Below are 20,348 nucleotides of genomic sequence, written 5' to 3'. Positions count from 1 at the left end.
GCTGGAGCCATGCGTCCGGTCACCGATCTCGAGCGTCGCGTCGCGCCCTTCCACGTGCAGTCCGACTACCAGCCCTCGGGCGACCAGCCGGCCGCGATCGCCGAGATCACCAGGCGTCTCAATGACGGCGTCCAGGACGTCGTCCTGCTCGGCGCGACCGGCACCGGCAAGACCGCGACGGTGGCGTGGGTGGCCGAGCAGGTGCAGCGGCCGCTGCTCGTGCTCCAGCCCAACAAGACGCTGGCCGCGCAGTTCGCCAACGAGCTGCGCCAGCTGTTCCCCGACAACGCGGTCGAGTACTTCGTCTCCTACTACGACTACTACCAGCCCGAGGCCTACGTCCCCCAGACGGACACCTACATCGAGAAGGACTCCTCGATCAACGAGGAGGTCGAGCGGCTGCGGCACTCGGCGACCAACAGCCTGCTCACCCGCCGCGACGTGATCGTGGTCTCGACCGTGTCGTGCATCTACGGCCTGGGCACCCCGCAGGAGTACGTCGACCGGATGGTCCGGCTGCGCGTCGGCGAGGAGCACGACCGCGACTCCGTGCTGCGCCGCCTGGTCGAGATCCAGTACACCCGCAACGACCTGGCCTTCACCCGCGGCACCTTCCGGGTCCGTGGCGACACCCTCGAGATCTTCCCGGTCTACGAGGAGCTGGCGGTTCGGATCGAGTTCTTCGGCGACGAGATCGAGCGGCTGATGACGCTGCACCCGGTCACCGGCGAGGTGCTCACCGAGGACCAGGAGCTCTACGTCTTCCCGGCGAGCCACTACATCGCCGGCCCGGAGCGGATGGAGCGGGCGATCAACGGCATCGAGGCCGAGCTCGCCGAGCAGCTGCAGACCTTCGAGCGGCAGGGCAAGATGCTCGAGGCGCAGCGGCTGCGGATGCGCACGACGTACGACATCGAGATGATGCGCCAGGTCGGCTCCTGCTCGGGCATCGAGAACTACTCGATGCACATGGACGGCCGCTCGCGCGGCAGCGCGCCCAACACGCTGCTCGACTACTTCCCCGAGGACTTCGTGCTCGTCGTCGACGAGTCCCACGTCGCGGTCCCGCAGATCGGCGGGATGTACGAGGGCGACATGTCGCGCAAGCGCAACCTGGTCGAGCACGGCTTCCGGCTGCCGAGCGCGATGGACAACCGCCCGCTGCGCTGGGAGGAGTTCCTCGAGCGGATCGGGCAGACGGTCTACCTGTCCGCGACGCCGGGCGACTACGAGCTCGACAAGGTGCAGGGCGACGTCGTCGAGCAGATCATCCGCCCGACCGGCCTGGTCGACCCCCAGGTCGTGGTCAAGCCGACCAAGGGCCAGATCGACGACCTGATCCACGAGATCCGCCAGCGTGCCGAGAAGCAGGAACGCGTCCTGGTCACCACGCTGACCAAGAAGATGTCCGAGGACCTCACCGACTACCTCCTCGACGCCGGCATCCGCACCCGCTACCTCCACTCCGAGGTCGACACCCTCAAGCGGATCGAGCTGCTGCGCGACCTGCGGCTGGGCGCCTACGACGTCCTCGTCGGCATCAACCTGCTCCGTGAGGGCCTCGACCTGCCCGAGGTGTCGCTGGTGTCGATCCTCGACGCCGACAAGGAGGGCTTCCTGCGCTCCGACAAGTCGCTCATCCAGACCATCGGCCGCGCGGCGCGCAACGTGTCGGGCGAGGTCCACATGTACGCCGACCGGATCACCCCGTCGATGGAGTCGGCCATCGACGAGACCAACCGGCGCCGGGCCAAGCAGGTCGCCTACAACGAGGCCCACGGCATCGACCCGCAGCCGCTGCGCAAGAAGATCGCCGACATCACTGAGATGCTGGCGCGCGAGGACGAGACCACCCAGGAGCTGCTGCAGACCTGGGCCGACGTCGGCCAGAAGGGGCGCGCCGGGGGAGTGAAGCCGAAGAAGTCGCCCACGCCCCAGCTGCGCTCGACCGACATCGGCGGGCACGCCGCCGAGCTGGCCGGACTGCCGAGCTCGGACCTTGCCCAGCTGATCCAGGACCTCACCGACCAGATGAAGGCCGCGGCCGCCGAGCTGCAGTTCGAGCTGGCCGCGCGGCTGCGCGACGAGATCGGCGAGCTCAAGAAGGAGCTGCGCCAGATGATGGAAGCGACCAAGTGAGGAGGGAGCGCCGAGCGAGGAACGAGCTCGGAGCGCTCCCGACGAGCGCGCGAGCGCAGGCGACGAAGTGAGCCGTCGCACGTCCCTGCCGAGGCGGTCTGGGCCACAGGAAGCCGATACCCTGCTGGTGTGAGCAACGAGCCTGGGTCGGTCCCCGGGCGTCGCTACACCGTGTGGGTCGTCGGCCTCCTCGTCTACGCCCTCGCCGTCTTCCACCGCAGCAGCCTCGCCGTCGCCGGCCTCGCCGCGACCGATCGCTTCGACATCTCGGCCAGCCAGCTGGCGTCGTTCACGGTGCTCCAGCTGCTGGTCTACGCCTCCATGCAGATCCCGGTCGGGCTGATGGTCGACCGGTTCGGCTCGCGGACCGTGCTCACGGCCGCCGTCACCGTGGTCAGCACCGGGCAGGCGGCGTTCGCGTTCGCCGACAGCTACGCGCTGGCCCTGGGCGCCCGGGTGCTGGTCGGTGCGGGTGACGCGATGACGTTCATCTGCGTGCTGCGCCTGGTCACCTCGTGGTTCCCCCGGCGCCAGGTGCCGCTGGTCAGCCAGCTGACCGGCAACCTCGGCCAGCTCGGCGCACTCGCCGCGGCCGCGCCGATGACCTGGGCGCTGGGCCACCTCGGGTGGACCCGCGCCTACCTCGGCGGCGCGCTCGTCGGGCTCGTCGCGCTCGTCCTGCTGCGGGTGCTGCTCCACGACACGCCGACGCAGGCGCACCTGCGCGGCGTACCGATGACGGCGCGCGCCCTCGCGGCGAGCCTGGCCGCCTCGTGGGCCCAGCCGGGGACCCGGCTCGGGCTGTGGGTGCACTTCTCGACGCCGTTCAGCACGACCCTGATGGGCCTGCTGTGGGGCTTCCCGTTCCTGGTGACGGCCGAGCACGTCTCCGCCGGGACGGCGAGCGCGCTGCTCTCGCTGCTCGTGGCGACCTCCGTGGGCTACGGCCCGCTGCTCGGCTGGCTGGTCGGGCGGCACCCGTGGCACCGCTCGACGACGGCGCTGGTCATCGTCGGCGCGCTTGCGACGGTCTGGGCGCTGGTGCTGCTGTGGCCCGGGGACGCCCCGCTCCTGCTGCTGGTCCTGCTGATCGTCGTGGTCGGCGCCGGCGGGCCCGGGTCGATGATCGGCTTCGACGTCGCGCGCACGAGCAACCCCGACCACCGCACGGCGAGTGCGAGCGGGATCATCAACGTCGGCGGCTTCACCTCGGGCCTGCTGGCCGTCCTTGCCGTCGGTGCGGTGCTCGACGCGCTGACACCCGGCGCGCAGGACTACACGCCCGAGGCGTTCCGCTGGGCGATGGCCACCCAGTACGTCCTGTGGACCCTCGGCGTGGTGCAGGTGCTGCGCTACCGGCGCCGGATCCGCTCGTTGACCACCCGCGAGCAGGTGGCCGGCGGGTCCTCGATGGTGGACCTCACGCCCGACGCGCGCTGAGGCCGACCAGGCGGGCCACGACGAGCGCCACGTAGAAGACGCCCGCGACCTGCTCGACCATCACGAACGACCGAGCCTGGCTCACGACCGGGTACACGTCCGACAGCCCGACGCTGGTCAGCGTGGTGAAGGACAAGAAGAGCAGCTCGAACCAGGTCAGCGGCGCGCTGCCGTCGGGACTGTTGAAGCCGACGAACGAACCCGGCCAGAGGACCTGGGCCGCGGCGTACAGGTAGGCGAAGGCCCAGGCCACGACAGTGAACGCGGCGCCGGTCGCGAAGATCTCGTCGGCGGTCACCCGGTCGTCGTGGAAGAGGTAGCGGATCATGGCGTACGACACGAAGAAGTAGAACGGGACGTGGAAGGCGGCGGAGGCCAGCACGATCCACTCCACGTCCGGCTGCACCGCCTCCAGCACGGCCAGGACGACGGCCGGTGCGCCCAGGAACAGGACCACCCAGCGCAGGGTCGCCGTCCGCCGCACCGCCCACACCGCCGAGAGCACGACGACCATCTGGACCACGCCGACCACCGCGCGCCCGGCCGCCGATCCCTCGAGCGCGGGGTAGGCGAGCACCACCACCAGCTGTGCCGCCAGCAGGAGCGCCGAGGGGTGGCGGCCGATCACTTCCAGTGGCCGGGACGGCCGCGCGGCGGAGGACTGCACGGGCCGATCCTAGGGACCCCTCGGCGTGACCCCCGCCACCACGACGGCGTTGAGCGGGACGAGGAGCAAAAAAGACCGAGGGCTGGCCAAGTCACCTTGGTCACAACGAGAACGTGTTCTAATATCGCCGGGTCCCTGGAGCGGGACCGGCTTTGGACATGTGGGGAGAGGAGTCGGGGCGTGGCCTTCAATGCCATGGCGGTCGTGCGTGGCCCTGGCGAGATCGCGCTGATGGTCGTCGAGGTGACCAAGCGGATCTTCACCCGGCCCTTCCAGGTGCGGGAGTTCCTCGAGCAGGCCTGGTTCGTCACCAGCGTGACGCTGATGCCGACGATCATGGTCTCGATCCCGTTCGGCGCGGTCATCTCGCTCCAGGTCGGCAACCTGACCGGCCAGCTCGGCGCCCAGTCCTTCGCGGGTGCGACGGCCGTGCTCGCCACGGTGCGCGAGGCGGCACCGATGGCGGCCGCGATGATCATCGCCGGCGCAGCCGGCTCGGCGATCTGCTCCGACCTCGGCGCGCGCAAGATCCGCGAGGAGATCGATGCGATGGAGGTCCTCGGCATCGACCCGCTCGAGCGGCTGGTCGCGCCGCGGGTGGTGGCGACCATGTTCGTCGCCTTCATGATCAACGGCATCGTGATCGGCACCGGCATCGGAGGCGGCTACTTCTTCACCGTCATCGTCCAGGGCGGGTCGGCCGGCGCGTTCTTGTCGTCGTTCACCGCGCTGGCCTCGCTGCCCGACCTCTACATCGCCATGATCAAGGCGATCATCTTCGGCTGGCTCGCCGCGATCATCGGTGCCTACAAGGGTCTCAACGCCGGCGGCGGACCCAGCGGTGTCGGCCGGGCGGTCAACGAGTCGGTGATCATCGCGTTCATGGCGCTGTTCTTCCTCAACGCGGTGATCACCGCGATCTACTTCCAGGTCGCTCCGCCGGTGGGGTTGTGATGGCAGCCGCCGACTTCGTCTCCAACACCTACAGGAGCGGGCGCTCCTCCCTCGAGGGGTACGGCGACCAGCTGCTGTTCTACGTCAAGGCCCTGGCCTGGGCGCCGCGGGCGGTCAGGCGCTACCCGCGCGAGATCCTGAGCACCCTCGCCGAGGTCGCCTTCGGTGCGGGCGGCCTGAGCCTGATCCTGGGCTCGGTCGGCGTGATCGCGTTCATGGCCTTCTTCGCCGGCACCGAGGTCGGCATCCAGGGCTACGCGTCGCTGAGCCAGATCGGCGTCGCGAAGTTCAGCGCCTTCATCTCCGCCTACTTCAACACCCGCGAGGTCGCGCCGCTGGTGTCCTCGATCGCACTGGCCGCGACCGTCGGCTGCGGCTACACCGCCCGCCTGGGCGCGATGCGGATCTCGGAGGAGATCGACGCGCTCGAGGTGATGGGCATCCCGTCGCTGCCGTTCCTCGTCACGACCCGGATGATCGCCGCCTTCGTCGCGGTCATCCCGCTCTACATCGTGGCCCTGTGCGCGTCGTACCTCTCGCCCCGGCTGATCGTCACCATGATCTACGGCCAGTCGGGCGGCACCTACGACCACTACTTCCTGCAGTTCCTGCCGCCGATCGACATGGTGTGGTCGTTCTTCAAGCTGCTCTTCCTCGCCGTCGCGGTGATCCTCATCCACTGCTACTACGGCTACACCGCGTCGGGCGGTCCCGCCGGCGTCGGCCGGGCCGTCGGCAAGGCGATCCGGACCAGCATCGTGACGATCGTGATGGCCGACTTCTTCCTGACCTTCGCCATCTGGGGCTCGACGACGACCGTGCGGATCACGGGGTGAGCCGGCGATGCTGATCAACATCCACCACGACAGCGCCAAGGAGCACAACCGGCTCCTCGTCGCCGGGGTCGTGTTCCTGTCCGTGATCGCGCTGCTGGTGTGGCTCTCGATCGCGATCTACAACAAGACCTTCGACAGCTCGACCGTGGTCACCGTCAAGGCGGACCGGGCGGGCCTGCAGCTGGCCAAGTTCGGCGACGTCCGGATCAACGGCGTCCTCGTCGGCCGGGTGGACAAGATCGACCAGGACGGCGAGCAGGCCGAGATCACCCTGGCCATCGACAACGACGCCGCGAGGAAGATCCCGGCCAACGTCAGCGTGCGGATCCTGCCGACCACGCTGTTCGGCCAGAAGTTCGTCGCGCTCGTCCGTCCCGAGGCGGCCAGCGGGCACCTGCAGGACGGGGACGTCATCCCCGCCGACCGGGTGGAGACCAACGTCGAGCTCAGCCAGGTGCTCGCCAACCTGTTCCCGCTGCTGCGTGCGGTGCGTCCCGCCGACCTGAACGCCACGCTGCACGCCCTGGCCACCGCGCTCGAGGGCCGCGGCGAGAAGCTCGGCGAGACCATGGACCAGCTCGGCGACTACATCGGTGCGATCGACGACCACCTGCCGACGCTGCGCAAGGACCTGGTCGCGCTCGCCGACGTCGCCGACGCGTACGACGTCGCCGCGCCCGACCTGCTCGACGTGCTCGACAACGTGACGGTCACCAGCAAGACGGTCACCGAGAAGGCCAAGGACCTCGACGTCTTCTTCTCCGACCTGACCGGCCTGTCCGACACCGCGACGAAGTTCCTGGCCGACAACGAGCAGAACCTGATCCGGATGGGCCAGGTCACCGCTCCCGTGCTCGACCTGCTCGCCGAGTACTCCCCGGAGTTCCCCTGCCTGATCCGCGGCGCCGCCAACTACGCGCCGATCCTGTCCAAGACGTTCGAGGGCAACGTGGTCAAGCAGTACATCGAGTTCTTCCAGCCGCAGTTCCGGCCCTACGACGAGCGCGACCTGCCGACGTACGGCGAGGTCGGGCACGGCCCGTGGTGCCTGGGCCTGCCGAACTTCACCATCCCGGCGCCCGCGCACCCGCTCGACCAGGGCTCCGACATCGACGAGAAGGGCGGCTTCTCGCCGCTCCCGTTGCAGGGCCTGCTGGGCCGGCCGTCCGCCATCGACAGCGGGTACGCCGGCACCGAGGCCGAGCAGCGCGTCGTCAACGCGATGCTCGCCGGTCACAGCGGCCACGACCCGGCGTCGTACGGCTCCTTGGGCACGCTGCTCTACGGGCCGGTCGTCCGGGAAGGGAAGGCAGCCGGATGAACCCCGGGGGGAACCAGCGCAACGCGGCCACCAGGGCCGCGGCGATCAAGCTCGCCATCTTCACGCTCGTGTCGGTGTTCGTGACCGGCCTGCTGGCCGTGATCATGGGCAACGTCGGCTTCGGCGACCGCAACGAGTACCAGGCGATCTTCACCAACGCCACGATGCTGGAGAAGGGCGACGACGTCCGGGTCGCCGGCGTCAACGTCGGCGAGGTGAAGAAGGTCGAGCACTACCACCGCACCATGGCCAAGGTGACCTTCAAGGTCGACTCCGGTGTCAAGATGACCACGGCGTCGCAGGCCAAGATCCGGTTCCTCAACCTGGTCGGCGACCGCTACATGGCGCTCGAGCAGGGCACCGGTGCGGCCGATGCGGAGCCGCTGGCCGACGGCGCCACCATCCCGGTGGGCAACACCGAGCCGGCGCTCGACCTGACGGTCCTCTTCGACGGCTTCAAGCCCCTGTTCGCGGCCCTGACGCCCGACCAGGTCAACGAGCTGAGCATGAACCTGGTCCAGGTGCTCCAGGGCGAGGGAGGCACGGTCAAGAGCCTGCTCGACCACACCGCGTCGCTGACCTCGACCCTCGCCGACCGCGACCAGCTGGTCGGGGACGTGATCACCAACCTGACCCAGACCCTGAAGACGGTCGACGACCGGCACCAGCAGCTGAGCTCGCTCATCGTCTCGCTCAAGGACTGGATGACCGACCTCGCCAGGGACCGCGACACGATCGGCTCCTCGCTCGACAACATCTCCGAGCTGACCGTCGCCGTCGCCGACCTGCTGCGCCGTGGCCGGCCGCTGGTCAAGGAGGACATCGCCGCGCTGCGCGACCTGGCGAAGCTGCTGAACAAGAAGGAGAACCGGGACAACCTGGCCAGCCTCCTCAACCGGATGCCGGAGATGATGACCGACCAGACCCGCACCGGCACGTACGGCTCCTGGTACCAGTACTACGTCTGCGGCGTCTCCGCGCGGATCCGGCTGCCCATCATCAAGGACCTGCCGATCCTCAAGGAGATCGAGGACTACCTCACGAACTTCTCCTTCAAGTCCAAGGCGCCGAGGTGTCAGGACCGATGAACAAGCACCAGCGCGCCCGCGACGCCCGCGTCCTCCGCCTCGGCGTCATCACCCTCGTGGTGATGGCCGTGGTGTCCGCCGCGACCTTCAACCTGGGCAAGTTCCCCGGTTTCCGCGGCACGACCTACTACGCCGAGTTCAGCGACGCCAGCGGCATCCACAAGGGCAACATCGTCCAGGTCGGCGGCATCCGCGTCGGCCGCGTCGCCGCGGTCACCCTCGCCGGCGACCGGGTCCGGGTGAAGTTCGAGATCGACGGCGACGTCGACTTCGGCAAGGAGAGCAGCGCCTCGATCGAGGTGCTCAACCTGCTCGGCGAGAAGTTCCTCGACCTCACCCCCGGGGGCAAGGGCCAGCTCGCCGAGGGCGGCACCATCCCTTTGGAGCGCACGCAGGCGGCCTACGACATCGTCGGCGTCTTCGGCGACCTCACCACCACGACCGAGGAGATCGACACCCAGCAGCTCGCCACGGCGCTGGACACCGTCGCCGACACCCTCGACGAGTCCGCACCCGAGATCCAGGCCTCCTTCGACGGCATCTCCCGGCTCTCGCGCAGCATCGCGTCGCGCGACGCAGAGATCCAGACCCTGTTCGAGAGCTCGAAGGAGGTCACGAAGGTCCTCGCCGACCGCAGCGACGACATCGTCGACCTGATGAAGAACAGCGACCTCGTCTTCCAGGAGCTGACCAAGCGCAAGGACGCCGTGCACGCACTGCTCGTCAACGCCCGCACCCTCGCCAAGGAGCTGCGCGGCGTGGTCAAGGACAACGAGCAGCAGATCGGCCCCGCCCTCGCCGAGGTCGACGGGCTGGTGAGCTTCCTGGTCTCCAAGAAGGACAAGCTCAAGGCGACCCTCGCCGCGCTCGGGCCCTATGTGTCCATCCTCAGCAACATCATCGGCACCGGGCCCTGGTTCGACGCGTACGCCGCGAACGTGCTCGCGATCCCGACCGGTGAGTTCGTCCCCGGAACGGGGCTGTGATCGCCATGGTGTCCACCGTCCTCAAGCGCATCGACCGGCGCGTCATCGCGCTCGTCGCCGTCGTCCTCCTGCTCGCCGTGAGCGTCAACCTGGTCCGCTCACCGGCGCAGATGAAGACCGTCACCGCGCACTTCCCGCGGGCCGTCAGCGTCTACAAGGGCACCGACGTGCGGATCCTCGGCGTCAACGTCGGCAAAGTGACCGCCGTGACCCCCGAGGGCAACTCGGTGCGGGTCGACATGGAGTACGACGCCTCCTACAAGGTCCCGGCGAAGGCCCAGGCCGTCATCGTCACGCCGACGCTGGTCGCGGACCGCTTCGTCCAGCTCACCCCGGTGTTCCAGGGCGGCGACGTGATGGCCGACGGTGCCGACATCGCGCTGCCCGAGACCGCGGTGCCGGTCGAGCTGGACCGCATCTACGGCAGCCTCCAGGCGTTGACCCGGGCGCTGGGGCCCAACGGCGTCAACGCCGACGGCACCCTCGACCACCTGCTCGAGGCAGGCAACAAGGCCTTCAGCGGCCAGGGTGCCAAGGGCAACCAGATGATCCAGGACCTCGCGGACGCGGCGCAGACCTTCGGCGACGGCGCCGGGCCGCTGTTCGAGTCGGTCACCCAGCTCGCCAAGTTCACCACCACGCTCGCCGAGAACGACTCGCTGGTCCGCGGCTTCATGCAGGACCTCACCGGCGTCTCGGCGATGCTCGCCGACGAGAGCGACGAGCTGCAGAAGGCCGTCGCCGCGGTCGCGAAGGCGGTCGGCAGCGTCAAGGGGTTCGTCAAGAACAACCGCGACGCCTTCGTCGCCGACATCCAGAAGCTCACCGAGGTGATGAGCACGATCGCGTCGGAGAAGGAGAACATCCAGACCGCCGTCGAGGTGGCGCCGGTCGCGATGGGCAACCTGGCGATGGGCTTCGACCACGTCAGCGACAGCCAGAACTCCCGGTTCGCCATCGGCGGCAACGTGTGGGACGCCGACGGCTTCATCTGCGGTCTGATCCAGCAGCATCCGGCGATGCCGCCGGCGCTCAAGGACACCGCCTGCGAGCTGATCGAGAAGCTGATCGAGCCGATCGTCACCAAGCTGCCGTGGCTGCCGCCCGGCTACAAGCAGTACCTGCCGAAGCAGGCGGCCTCGAAGAAGGGCGTCCAGGTGCCGTCGATCTCCGACGTGTCCTACTCCACCGGTGACGACGTCTCGGTCCAGAACCTGCTCGGAGGTGGCTCGTGAGCACGCTGCGCCCGTCGCTGCGCCGCAGGTGGCACGCCCTGGTGGCGCTGCTGCTCGGCACCGCCCTGCTCACCGGGTGCAGCAGCTTCAGCGGTGCCTACGACCTGCCGCTGCCGGGGCACCCGGTCGACGCCGACGACGCGTTCGAGGTCACGGCGTACTTCCGCGACGTGCTCAACGTGGTCCCGCGCTCTCCCGTGATGGTCGACGACGTCGTCGTCGGCGAGGTGACCGAGGTCGAGCGCTCGGGCTGGAACGCCAAGGTCACCCTGCGGGTGCGCGACGACGTGAAGCTGCCCGACAACTCGATCGCCGACATCCGGCAGGTCTCCCTGCTGGGCGAGAAGTACGTCTCGCTGCAGGCGCCCCAGCAGGAGGCGCCCACCGGGCGGCTCGGTCAGGGCGACCAGATCGAGCTCGCCAAGACGGGCCGCAACCCCGAGGTCGAGGAGGTGCTCGGCGCGCTGTCCTTCCTGCTCAGCGGAGGCGGTGTCGCCCAGCTCGGCACCATCACCAAGGAGGCCAACCTGGTGATGTCCGGTCGTGAGGACCGCCTGCGCAGCCTGCTGTCGTCGCTGGACTCGGTGGTCGGGACCATCGACCAGCAGAAGCTCGACATCATCCAGGCGCTCGAGTCGCTCAACAACCTGACCTCGACGCTGAACGCCGAGAAGAAGACCATCGGCGACGCGCTCGACGCCGTCGGTCCGGCCGTCGACGTGCTCGCCGCCCAGCACGACGAGCTGGTCGCGATGCTCGGCTCCCTCGACGAGCTCGGCGTGGTCGGCACGCGCGTGATCAACGCGAGCAAGGAGGACGTGCTGAAGATCCTCGCGGACCTCAGCCCGATCCTGCGCCGGCTCACCGAGGCCGACGAGCAGCTCGCGCCCGGTCTCAACCTGCTGGTGAGCTTCCCGTTCCCGCAGGCGGCCAACAACATCGTGCAGGGCGACTACGCCGACACGATCATCCGTGCCGACCTCAACCTCGAGAACCTGTACAAGACGCTCGGCCTGCCCGAGATCGAGCTGCCCGACCTGGGCCAGGTCCTCGACTCGGTCACCAAGTGCCTCAAGAGCGGCAGCCTCACCAGCGTGTCCTGCCTCAAGGTGCTCAGTGACGTCAACCTGCTCCAGGACCTGCAGACCAAGTGCAAGGACCCCAAGATCAGCGGCAGCCCGGTCTGCAAGCTGCTGACCTCGCTGCCCAACCTCGACCTCGGCGGCCTGCTCGGCGGTTCGAACGGCGTGCTCGGGCCCAACGGCCTGCTCGGCGGGCTGCTCAACGGCCTGACCGGTGGCGGGGCGAGACCGTCGTCGTACCGGACATCGACACAGAGCCTGCTGGGCGGGGGACTGGCATGAACCACCCCACGACGTTCTCCGCTTCCCCCGCTGCGCTCCTCCAGCGCACGACTTCGCGGGGGCCCCGATGACCAGGGGCGTACGGATCCGGCTGATGGCGTTCGTCGTCCTCAGCGCCGTCGGCATCACCTACATCGCGGCGAGCTACCTCGGCGTCGTCGACCGCATCACCGGCCGGGGGATCACGGTCACGGCGAGCCTGCCCGGCTCCGGCGGCCTCTTCGAGGGCAGCGAGGTGACCTACCGGGGCGTGAAGATCGGCCGGGTGGCGAGGATGGACACCACCGAGAAGGGCGTCGACCTCACCCTCGACCTCGAGGAGGACACCCGGCTGCCGCTGGACTCGCGGCTGTTCGTGCACAACCTCTCGGCCGTCGGCGAGCAGTACCTCGACTTCCAGCCGCCCGACGAGAAGGGGCCGTACGCCGAGGACGGCTCGAGCTTCGCCGGCGACGACAAGTCGCTGCCCGTCGACGAGGGTGACCTGCTGGTCGACCTCAACCGCTTCGTCGACTCGGTCGACAAGGACAGCCTCGAGAAGGTCGTCAAGGAGCTCGGCACCATGTTCACCGACACCGGTGACGACCTGCAGAAGCTGCTCGACGGCGGCTCGGCGTTCATCGCCGAGGCCAACGCCCACACCGACGAGACGATCCAGCTGCTCGACAGCGGCCTGGCCGTCCTGAAGACCCAGCAGGGGCAGAAGGAGAACATCCGCCGGTTCGCCGAGGACCTCGACACGCTCACCAGCGCGCTGCGGGGGAGCGACGGCGACCTGCGCACGGTGCTGAGCGCGACCCCCGGGGCCGCGAAGGCACTGACCCGGCTGCTCAAGGAGCTCTCGCCGACCGTCCCGGTGCTCCTGGGCGACCTGGTGACCGTCGACCAGGTGCTCGTCACCGAGCTCGACGGCATCGAGCAGCTGCTCGTCACCTACCCGGTGCTCATCTCCGGTGGACCCACCGGCAGCACCGCGGACGGCTGGGGTCACGTCAACCTGCAGTTCGACTACAGCGTGCCGCCGTGCACCCAGGGCTACCTGCCGCCGTCCGAGTGGCGCTCGACCCAGGACCTGACCGACAAGAAGCCGGCCGACGTCGGCTGCACCGCGGGGGCTCCGTACTCGATGCGCGGCAGCAAGTACGCGCCGGCGTACCGCAAGAACCGGGCCTCGCCGGGTCGCGTCTACAGTGGCACCTACGACCCGTCCACCGGTCAGGTGCCCGGGCTGGTCGACAACCAGGGGACTCCGGTCGAGCTGCGGCAGCCGGAGGACCTTTCCGTCCTGGGAGGGGATGCGTGGAAGTGGCTGTTGGTCGGTCCGGTGGCGAGCAAGTGACCCCACCCGTGGCGCAGGACAGGAGCCGCGTCCGCCTCAACATCGCCCTCTACGCCGCCACGGTGGTCTGCGGCTGCGTGGCGCTGTTGCTCCTCTACATCCACGTCTCCACCTCGGACAACGAGGTCAACGGCACCGACGTCGTCCCCGGTGCGGGACAGGACGTGGGCCGGGGACTGGTCGAGGCGGTCCCGCTGGCGGACGACGCCGAGCAGGAGCGCACCGCCGCCCAGCTCGAGGCCGCGAGCAAGATGGTCACCGCGTTCGTGAACTTCGACTACCAGGACCCCGACCGCACGATCGAGGCGGTCAAGTCGATGGCGACCGGCACCTTCCTCTCGCAGTACTCCAAGGGCGCGAAGGACCTCGAGAAGCTCGCCACCGAGGCGCAGTCGAACATGGTCGCCGAGGTCGTCTGGACCGGCCTGGTCGCCGGTGACGAGGACACGGCCACGGCCATCGTCGCGACCAGCGGCACGGTGAAGAACAAGACGACGAACTTCCAGCCGGAGGCCCGCAACTACCGCATCCAGCTCGAGCTCGTGCGGGAGGGCGGTCGCTGGCTGACCAAGGACCTCCAGTACGTCGCGCTGGGCTGAGGCTGCGCAGGACGAGGAACAGATGACCCGCCCCACCCCCCGCAAGCCCGCCAGCTCCCGCGGACAGACCCCCCGGCCGCGCCGGATCGCCGGACAGGCCGGTGCCCCGCGTCCGCTCACCGACGACACGAACGACCCGAACGACCCGGACGACGCGGTCGACGTGGTGGACGCGGCTGCGGCCGCCGACTCTCTGGCGGACCCGACCGCACCGCTCGACCCGACCACACCGACCGACGCCGGGCCGGGCCTGCTGGCGCGTCCCCGCACCACCCGGATCCTGATCGCGGTGCTCGCCCTGGTGACCATCGCGCTGGTCGCCGAGTTCGCGCTGCTCGTCGTCGACCGGTTGGGCGACGACGACAAGGCGACCGCCCGTGACGACGTCGCCACCGGGAGCCTCGTCGTGCCCAAGGGCCGCCCGGTCGTGGCGTCCGCGCTGCAGTGGCGCGACGGCGTCGAGGCCGCCGCCAAGGCGGCCCAGGAGCTCGTCTCGGTCGACTACAGCAAGTACGACGACGAGGTGAAGAAGGCGGTCGCGCTCACCACGTCGCGCTACGAGAAGGACTACCTCAAGACGATCGGGGACGTGAAGGACCAGGGCATCGCGCAGCAGCTCAAGGTCCAGGCGAGCGTCGTCGCCCAGGGCGTGGTGCGGGCCAACCGGACCCGGCTCGAGGCGCTGGTCTTCCTCAACCAGGTCGTGGAGCGGGTGCGCGACGGCAAGAAGGAGACCGTCGTGACGCCGTACCGCGTGCTGGTGACGATGGTCCACACCGACCACGGCTGGCTCGTCGACCGGCTCGACACCGACGACCCGTCCGCGGCGGCCCGGCAGGACGCCCCCTCCGGCGCTCCCAGCAGCGACGCCCCCAGCAGCGACGCGCCGTCCGAAGGCGCGCCGACCCAAGACAAGACCAACTAGAACACGTTACAGTTCGGTCGTGGCCACACCGGGAGAGAGCATCGTGGACTGCGACCTGGTCGTGGTCGGCGCCGGTCCCAGCGGACTGTTCGCGACCTACTACGCCGGGTTCCGGGGGATGCGGGTCGCGCTCGTCGACTCGCTGCCGGAGCTCGGCGGCCAGATCACCGCGATGTACCCCGAGAAGGCGATCCTCGACGTCGCCGGCTTCCCGGACGTCAAGGGCCGTGACCTGGTCGAGGGCCTCGTCGCGCAGGCCCTGACCGCGAAGCCGGAGCAGCTCCTCGGCCGGACGGCCACCGACCTGGTCACCGACGACGAGGGCCTGACCCTCACGCTGGACGACGGCACCGCCGTGCGCGCGAAGGCGATGGTCATCACCGCCGGCATCGGCAAGTTCAGCCCGCGCCCGCTCCCGGCGGCCGAGGGCTGGATCGGCCGCGGCGTGGAGTTCTTCGTGCCGGGCTTCGAGCCCTACCGCGACCAGGACGTCGTCATCGTCGGCGGTGGCGACAGCGCCTTCGACTGGGCGATCCACCTCGAGCCGATCGCGCGCTCGGTCACCCTCGTGCACCGCCGCGACGCCTTCCGTGCCCACCAGCGCACCGTCGACCAGGTCCTGGCCTCCTCGGTCCAGGTGGTCACCAAGGCCGAGGTCGTCGCGCTCCGCGACGCCGGCGGCGGGACGACGGGACCGCTCGCCGAGCTCGAGCTGGTCGTCGACGGCGAGTCCCGCGTCGTACCCGCGACGGCCGTCGTGGCCGCGCTCGGCTTCGTCGCCGACCTCGGCCCGCTCCAGCAGTGGGGCCTGGAGACGCACCGCCGCCACGTGGTCGTCGACTCCTCGATGCGCACCTCGCTGCCGCGGGTGTTCGCGGCCGGCGACATCACCGAGTACGCCGGCAAGGTCCGGCTCATCGCGGTCGGCTTCGGCGAGGCCGCGACCGCCGTCAACAACGCCGCGGTCGTCATCGACCCGACCGCCCACGTGTTTCCCGGCCACTCCTCGGAAGGAAGCTGACGACCCCCATGAGCTCTGGACGTGACAAGGTCAAGCTGAGCGAGGAGGAGGTCCAGGGCCTGCTCGGCGAGAACCTCAAGGTGCAGGTGGCGGCCAACGGTCGCGACGGCTTCCCGCACCTGACCACGCTGTTCTACGTCGTGCGCGACGGGAAGATCGCGTTCTGGACCTACGGCCGCAGCCAGAAGATCCTCAACCTCGACCGCGACCCGCGGGTCACCGCGCTCGTCGAGGACGGCACCGACTACTTCGAGCTCCGTGGCGTCTCCATCGAGGGCCGCGCCGAGATCGTGCGCGACCCGGAGACGATCTTCGAGATCGGCTCGGCCGTCGCGACCCGCATGGTCGGCGCCGACTCGTTCGAGTCGCTCGGGGAGATCGGCATGCAGGCCGTGCAGAAGCAGGCGACCAAGCGGGTGGGCGTGATCATCCACCCCGAGCGGGTCGCGTCCTGGGACCACCGGAAGATGACCTGAGAGGGAATGAACCGATGAAGATCAAGGTCGACTTCGACCTGTGCGAGTCCAACGGCCTGTGCGAGGCCATGGCTCCCGAGGTGTTCGAGCTGGACGACGACGACTTCCTCCAGCTGCACACCGAGCACACCACCGACGAGAACATCGAGAACGTCAAGCGCGCCGTCGCGGCCTGCCCGCGCGCCGCCATCACCCTCGTGGAGGACGACGCGTGAGCACCACCAGCCTCGACGGCAAGGTCGCCGTCGTCACCGGCGCGGGCGCGGGCCTCGGCCGCGCCGAGGCCGTCGCCCTGGCCCGCGCGGGTGCCCGCGTCGTCGTCAACGACCTGCCGGGCGCCGGCGAGGAGGCCGCGGAGGAGATCCGCGCCTTCGGTGGCGAGGCGGTCGTCGTCGCCGGTGACGTGAGCCGGCGCGAGACGGCCGACGCCATGGTGGCGGCCGCCGTCGACCAGCTCGGCGGGCTCGACATCGTCGTCAACAACGCGGGCATGACCCGCGACCGGATGCTCTTCAACCTCGGCGACGACGAGTGGGACGCCGTCATCGCGGTCCACCTGCGCGGCCACTTCCTGCTCTCGCGCAACGCCGCCGCCTACTGGCGCGGCAAGGCAAAGGAGAGCGAGTCGGGCACCGTCTACGGCAGCATCGTCAACACCGCGTCCGAGGCCTTCCTCGGCGGCTCGCCGGGCCAGGCCAACTACGCCGCAGCCAAGGCCGGCATCGCCGCGCTGACCCTGTCGAGCGCGCGCGGCCTGTCCCGCATCGGCGTTCGCGCCAACGCGATCTGCCCCCGTGCACGCACCGCGATGACCGCCGACGTCTTCGGCGAGGACCAGTCGGGCAAGGCGGTCGACCCCTACTCGCCCGAGCACGTCGCGCCCGTGGTCGCCTACCTCGCCTCGCCGGCCGCCGAGCGGATCACCGGCCAGGTCATGGTCGTCTACGGCGGCATGGTGGCCGTCGTCGCGGCGCCGGTCGTCGAGGAGCGCTTCGACGCCTCGGGTGACCTGTGGACCGCCGACGACCTCGACAAGCAGCTCGGCGGCTTCTTCGCCGGCCGCGACCCGCACGTCGGCTTCGCCGCCGACTCGATCATGAAGCTGACGGTGTGAGCATGGCCGACACGAACGGACGCCTCGACGGCAAGGTCGCGATCGTCACCGGCGGCGCGATGGGGCAGGGCGCGGAGATCGCCCGCGCATACGTCGCCGAGGGCGCGTCGGTCGTCATCGCCGACGTCGCCAAGGAGCAGGGCCAGGCGCTGGCCGACGAGCTGGGCGCGGCTGCCCACTTCGTGCACCACGACGTCAGCGACGCCGCCTCCTGGGCGAGCCTGGTCGAGGACACGACCACCCGCTTCGGCACTGTCGACGTGCTCGCCAACAACGCCGGCATCCTCCGCTTCGGCGACATCGAGCGGATGCCCGCGGAGGAGGTCGAGCTGCTCTGGAGGGTCAACCAGCTCGGCGTCTTCCTCGGCATGCAGGCGGTCAGCCGCACCATGCGCAAGAACGGTGGCGGCTCGATCATCAACGCCTCGTCGGTCGAGGGACTGGCCGGCATGCCGTCGTGCACGGCGTACGCCGCCACCAAGTGGGCGATCCGCGGCATGACCAAGTGTGCGGCGATGGAGCTCGGCCCCAAGGGGATCCGGGTCAACTCCGTGCACCCCGGCATGATCGACACCCCGATGACGCGGGTGCACGGCGGCGACGCCGCGATGGAGTACGGCGCCAGCAAGGTGCCGCTGCGTCGCGTCGGCACACCCGAGGACATCGCGCCGGTCTACGTCTTCCTCGCCAGCGACGAGTCGTCGTACATCAACGGCGCGGAGATCGCGGTCGACGGCGGCGTGACCTCGACCCACGCGTTCGGGGCCTGACGGCCCCCGACGGGGTCGTCAGTCGCGGAGGATGAGGTGAACGGCCTTCTCCATGTGCGCCGCGGTCTCCGCGGCCGTGGAGCGGCCGGTCACCCAGGCCACCAGGGCGGAGAGCCACACGTCGCCGATGACCCGCGCGATCGCGACGTCCTCGTCGGTGAGGGCGTCCTCGGCGGGCACGCCGCCGTGCATCGCGTGGGTGACGATCGAGGTCATCGCCATGCCGACGACGTGGATCTCGTTGGTCACGCTGCTGTCGGCGAACATGAAGGCCCGGGTCAGCGCCTCGGTCAGCTTGGGGTCGCCCTGCATGCCGCGGGCCATCCGCTTGAGCACGTAGAGCACACGCTCGGCCTGGGTGTCGCCGGGGATGTCGCGCTCGTTGAGGCGCGCCGAGGCGTCCTCGAACTGACGGCCCAGGGCGGAGACCAGCAGGTGGATCTTGGACGGGAAGTAGCGGTAGAGCGTGCCGAGCGCCACGTCGGCCTGCTCGGCCACGGCGCGCATCTGCACGGCGTCGAAGCCGCCCGACTTGGCCAGCTCGTACGTCGCGTCGAGGATTCGCTTGCGGCGCTCCCGCTGCGCGGCCGAGCCGAGGTCCTCGGACGTGGACGGGTTCGCGATGCTCACGGAAGTTCCCCCTGCGGTGGTGTGACAAGACGGGTCATTGTGGACCCAGTCGATAGGCTACCGGCAGGTAGCGCATAAAATGGAACACGTTCCACTACGTTTTTGTTTCGGCCCTGCTCCCCGGGAGCTTGAAAAGGGGAGAAGTACCTGATGCGAATCGCAATGCTGTCCTACCGCAGCAAGCCCCACGTGGGCGGGCAGGGGATCTACATCCGCCGCCTCACCAGGGAGCTGGTCGCGCTCGGCCACACCGTCGAGGTGTTCTCCGGCCAGCCGTACCCGGAGCTCGACGAGGGGGTGACCCTCACCAAGGTGCCGAGCCTGGACCTGTACCGGCCGGGCGACGAGTTCCGCAACCCGCGCCCGAGCGAGTTCCGCGACCTGGTCGACGTCGAGGAGTGGCTCACGATGCGCAGCGGTGCGTTCCCCGAGCCGCTCACCTTCAGCAAGCGCGTGGTCAAGCTGCTCAAGCGGCGACGTGACGACTTCGACATCGTCTTCGACAACCAGACGCTGGCCACCCCGCTGCTCGGTATCGAGGACCCCTCGGTGGTGGGCCTGCCGCTGGCGACCACGATCCACCACCCGATCACCATGGACCGCCGCATCGAGCTCGCCTCGGCGGTCTGGGCCAAGCGCAAGCACGGCTCGCGCTGGCGCTTCGAGCTGCCGAAGATCGGCGTGTGGCGCTGGTACTCGTTCCTGAACGAGCAGAAGCGCACCGCTCCACAGCTGCGCCGCGTCATCGTGCCGTCCGAGTCGTCCAAGCGCGACGTGGTCCGCGAGTTCAAGGTCGACCCGGAGCGGATCGACACGATCCTGCTCGGCGTCGACGACCGGTTCGTGCCGCCCACCGAGCCCCGCGTGCCCGGCCGCATCCTCGCCATGGCCAGCGCCGACGCGCCGCTCAAGGGGATCTCCGTGCTGCTCGAGGCCTTCGCCAAGCTCGTCGTCGAGCGCGACCTCGAGCTGGTGCTGGTCACCAAGCCCAAGGAGGGCGGCGTCACCGAGAAGCTCATCGACAAGCTCGGCATCGCCGAGCGCGTGTCCTTCGCCAACGGCCTCACCGACGACGAGCTCGTCGCGCTGATGGGCTCCGCCGAGCTGGCCTGCGTGCCGTCCCTCTACGAGGGCTTCTCGCTCCCGACCGCCGAGCTGATGGCGTGCGAGACGCCGCTGGTCGTCTCGCGGGCCGGAGCCATCCCCGAGGTCGTCGGTCCCGACGGCCTGTGCGCCGACGTCGTCGAGCCCGGTGACGTCGGTCAGCTGACCGCTGCTCTCGCGAGTCTCCTCGACGACCCGACGCGCCGGGCCGAGATGGGGGCCGCGGGCCGCCGTCGGGTCAAGGAGCTGTTCAGCTGGAGTGCCGTCGCGGCGAGCACCGCCGACGTGCTGGAAGACGTGATCGCCGAGTACAAGGCCGAGAAGGCCTGAGGAGAGACAG

The 20,348-nt window shown here is 69.6% G+C and carries 20 protein-coding genes; 18 read left to right on the top strand and 2 right to left on the bottom strand.

Translation table 11 applies throughout. The annotated features are described in order from the left end of the window. Positions 1-9: 9 nt before the first annotated feature. Both uvrB and BJ958_RS08130 read left to right on the top strand, forming a co-directional pair. Positions 10-2,139, top strand: a complete 2,130-nt coding sequence (gene uvrB, locus BJ958_RS08135) for an excinuclease ABC subunit UvrB (protein ID WP_179726371.1) — start codon at positions 10-12, stop codon at positions 2,137-2,139. A 129-nt stretch (positions 2,140-2,268) separates the two neighbouring features. Then, positions 2,269-3,579 (top strand): MFS transporter, encoded by a 1,311-nt coding sequence (locus tag BJ958_RS08130; protein ID WP_343052612.1) that lies wholly within the window; start codon positions 2,269-2,271, stop codon positions 3,577-3,579. Here BJ958_RS08130 and BJ958_RS08125 read toward each other — a convergent pair. Further along, the gene (locus BJ958_RS08125; protein WP_273516310.1) at positions 3,560-4,246 is read right to left on the bottom strand and encodes an ion channel; all 687 of its coding nucleotides are present in this window, start codon (positions 4,244-4,246) and stop codon (positions 3,560-3,562) included. The two genes, BJ958_RS08130 and BJ958_RS08125, sit on opposite strands and share 20 nt — an antisense overlap. 180 nt (positions 4,247-4,426) lie before the next feature. Between BJ958_RS08125 and BJ958_RS08120 the strand changes: the two genes are divergently transcribed. From BJ958_RS08120 to BJ958_RS08050, 15 genes are all read left to right on the top strand, one after another. Further along, positions 4,427-5,200 (top strand): MlaE family ABC transporter permease, encoded by a 774-nt coding sequence (locus BJ958_RS08120; RefSeq protein ID WP_260805944.1) that lies wholly within the window; start codon positions 4,427-4,429, stop codon positions 5,198-5,200. Then, a complete protein-coding gene (locus BJ958_RS08115; protein WP_179726370.1) occupies positions 5,200-6,036 on the top strand; it encodes an MlaE family ABC transporter permease in 837 nt (278 codons plus the stop codon). Before BJ958_RS08120 ends, BJ958_RS08115 begins: the two co-directional genes overlap by 1 nt. Before the next feature lie 7 nt (positions 6,037-6,043). Continuing rightward, positions 6,044-7,357 (top strand): MCE family protein, encoded by a 1,314-nt coding sequence (locus BJ958_RS08110; protein ID WP_179726369.1) that lies wholly within the window; start codon positions 6,044-6,046, stop codon positions 7,355-7,357. After that, entirely contained in the window at positions 7,354-8,445 is a 1,092-nt protein-coding gene (locus tag BJ958_RS08105) for an MCE family protein (RefSeq protein ID WP_179726368.1), read from the top strand. The genes BJ958_RS08110 and BJ958_RS08105 overlap by 4 nt, the downstream gene beginning before the upstream one ends. Further along, complete coding sequence (locus BJ958_RS08100) at positions 8,442-9,431, top strand: MCE family protein (RefSeq protein WP_179726367.1); 990 nt, start codon at positions 8,442-8,444, stop codon at positions 9,429-9,431. The genes BJ958_RS08105 and BJ958_RS08100 overlap by 4 nt, the downstream gene beginning before the upstream one ends. Before the next feature lie 5 nt (positions 9,432-9,436). Then, on the top strand, positions 9,437-10,666 hold the full coding sequence (locus BJ958_RS08095) for an MCE family protein (protein WP_179726366.1): 1,230 nt from the start codon (positions 9,437-9,439) through the stop codon (positions 10,664-10,666). Continuing rightward, on the top strand, positions 10,663-12,030 hold the full coding sequence (locus BJ958_RS08090) for an MCE family protein (RefSeq protein ID WP_273516314.1): 1,368 nt from the start codon (positions 10,663-10,665) through the stop codon (positions 12,028-12,030). The genes BJ958_RS08095 and BJ958_RS08090 overlap by 4 nt, the downstream gene beginning before the upstream one ends. A 67-nt stretch (positions 12,031-12,097) precedes the next feature. Then, positions 12,098-13,369: an MCE family protein gene (locus BJ958_RS08085; protein WP_179726365.1), complete on the top strand. Its 1,272-nt coding sequence runs from the start codon at positions 12,098-12,100 to the stop codon at positions 13,367-13,369. Then, on the top strand, positions 13,366-13,968 hold the full coding sequence (locus BJ958_RS08080; protein WP_179726364.1) for a hypothetical protein: 603 nt from the start codon (positions 13,366-13,368) through the stop codon (positions 13,966-13,968). The genes BJ958_RS08085 and BJ958_RS08080 overlap by 4 nt, the downstream gene beginning before the upstream one ends. Positions 13,969-13,990: 22 nt before the next feature. After that, entirely contained in the window at positions 13,991-14,893 is a 903-nt protein-coding gene (locus BJ958_RS08075) for a hypothetical protein (RefSeq protein ID WP_179726363.1), read from the top strand. Positions 14,894-14,912: 19 nt separating this feature from the next. Then, positions 14,913-15,914, top strand: a complete 1,002-nt coding sequence (locus BJ958_RS08070; RefSeq protein WP_179726362.1) for an FAD-dependent oxidoreductase — start codon at positions 14,913-14,915, stop codon at positions 15,912-15,914. A gap of 8 nt (positions 15,915-15,922) precedes the next feature. After that, a complete protein-coding gene (locus BJ958_RS08065; RefSeq protein ID WP_179726361.1) occupies positions 15,923-16,390 on the top strand; it encodes a pyridoxamine 5'-phosphate oxidase family protein in 468 nt (155 codons plus the stop codon). A 14-nt stretch (positions 16,391-16,404) separates the two neighbouring features. Then, complete coding sequence (locus tag BJ958_RS08060) at positions 16,405-16,605, top strand: ferredoxin (protein ID WP_179726360.1); 201 nt, start codon at positions 16,405-16,407, stop codon at positions 16,603-16,605. After that, a complete protein-coding gene (locus tag BJ958_RS08055; protein ID WP_179726359.1) occupies positions 16,602-17,504 on the top strand; it encodes a 3-oxoacyl-ACP reductase in 903 nt (300 codons plus the stop codon). Before BJ958_RS08060 ends, BJ958_RS08055 begins: the two co-directional genes overlap by 4 nt. A 2-nt stretch (positions 17,505-17,506) precedes the next feature. Beyond that, entirely contained in the window at positions 17,507-18,274 is a 768-nt protein-coding gene (locus BJ958_RS08050; protein WP_179726358.1) for a glucose 1-dehydrogenase, read from the top strand. An 18-nt stretch (positions 18,275-18,292) separates the two neighbouring features. On the opposite strand, the gene BJ958_RS08045 is transcribed toward BJ958_RS08050, so the two are convergent. Continuing rightward, positions 18,293-18,904: a TetR family transcriptional regulator gene (locus tag BJ958_RS08045; protein ID WP_179726357.1), complete on the bottom strand. Its 612-nt coding sequence runs from the start codon at positions 18,902-18,904 to the stop codon at positions 18,293-18,295. A 150-nt stretch (positions 18,905-19,054) separates the two neighbouring features. On the opposite strand from BJ958_RS08045, the gene BJ958_RS08040 reads away from it, so the two are divergent. Next, a complete protein-coding gene (locus BJ958_RS08040) occupies positions 19,055-20,338 on the top strand; it encodes a glycosyltransferase family 4 protein (protein WP_179726356.1) in 1,284 nt (427 codons plus the stop codon). Positions 20,339-20,348: the final 10 nt, after the last annotated feature.

Origin of the sequence: Nocardioides kongjuensis (genome assembly GCF_013409625.1) — a bacterium.
GTDB classification, from domain to species: Bacteria; Actinomycetota; Actinomycetes; order Propionibacteriales; family Nocardioidaceae; genus Nocardioides; species Nocardioides kongjuensis.
Note: the sequence above shows the minus strand (reverse complement) of the source record. Positions and strands in the feature narration are given on the sequence as shown.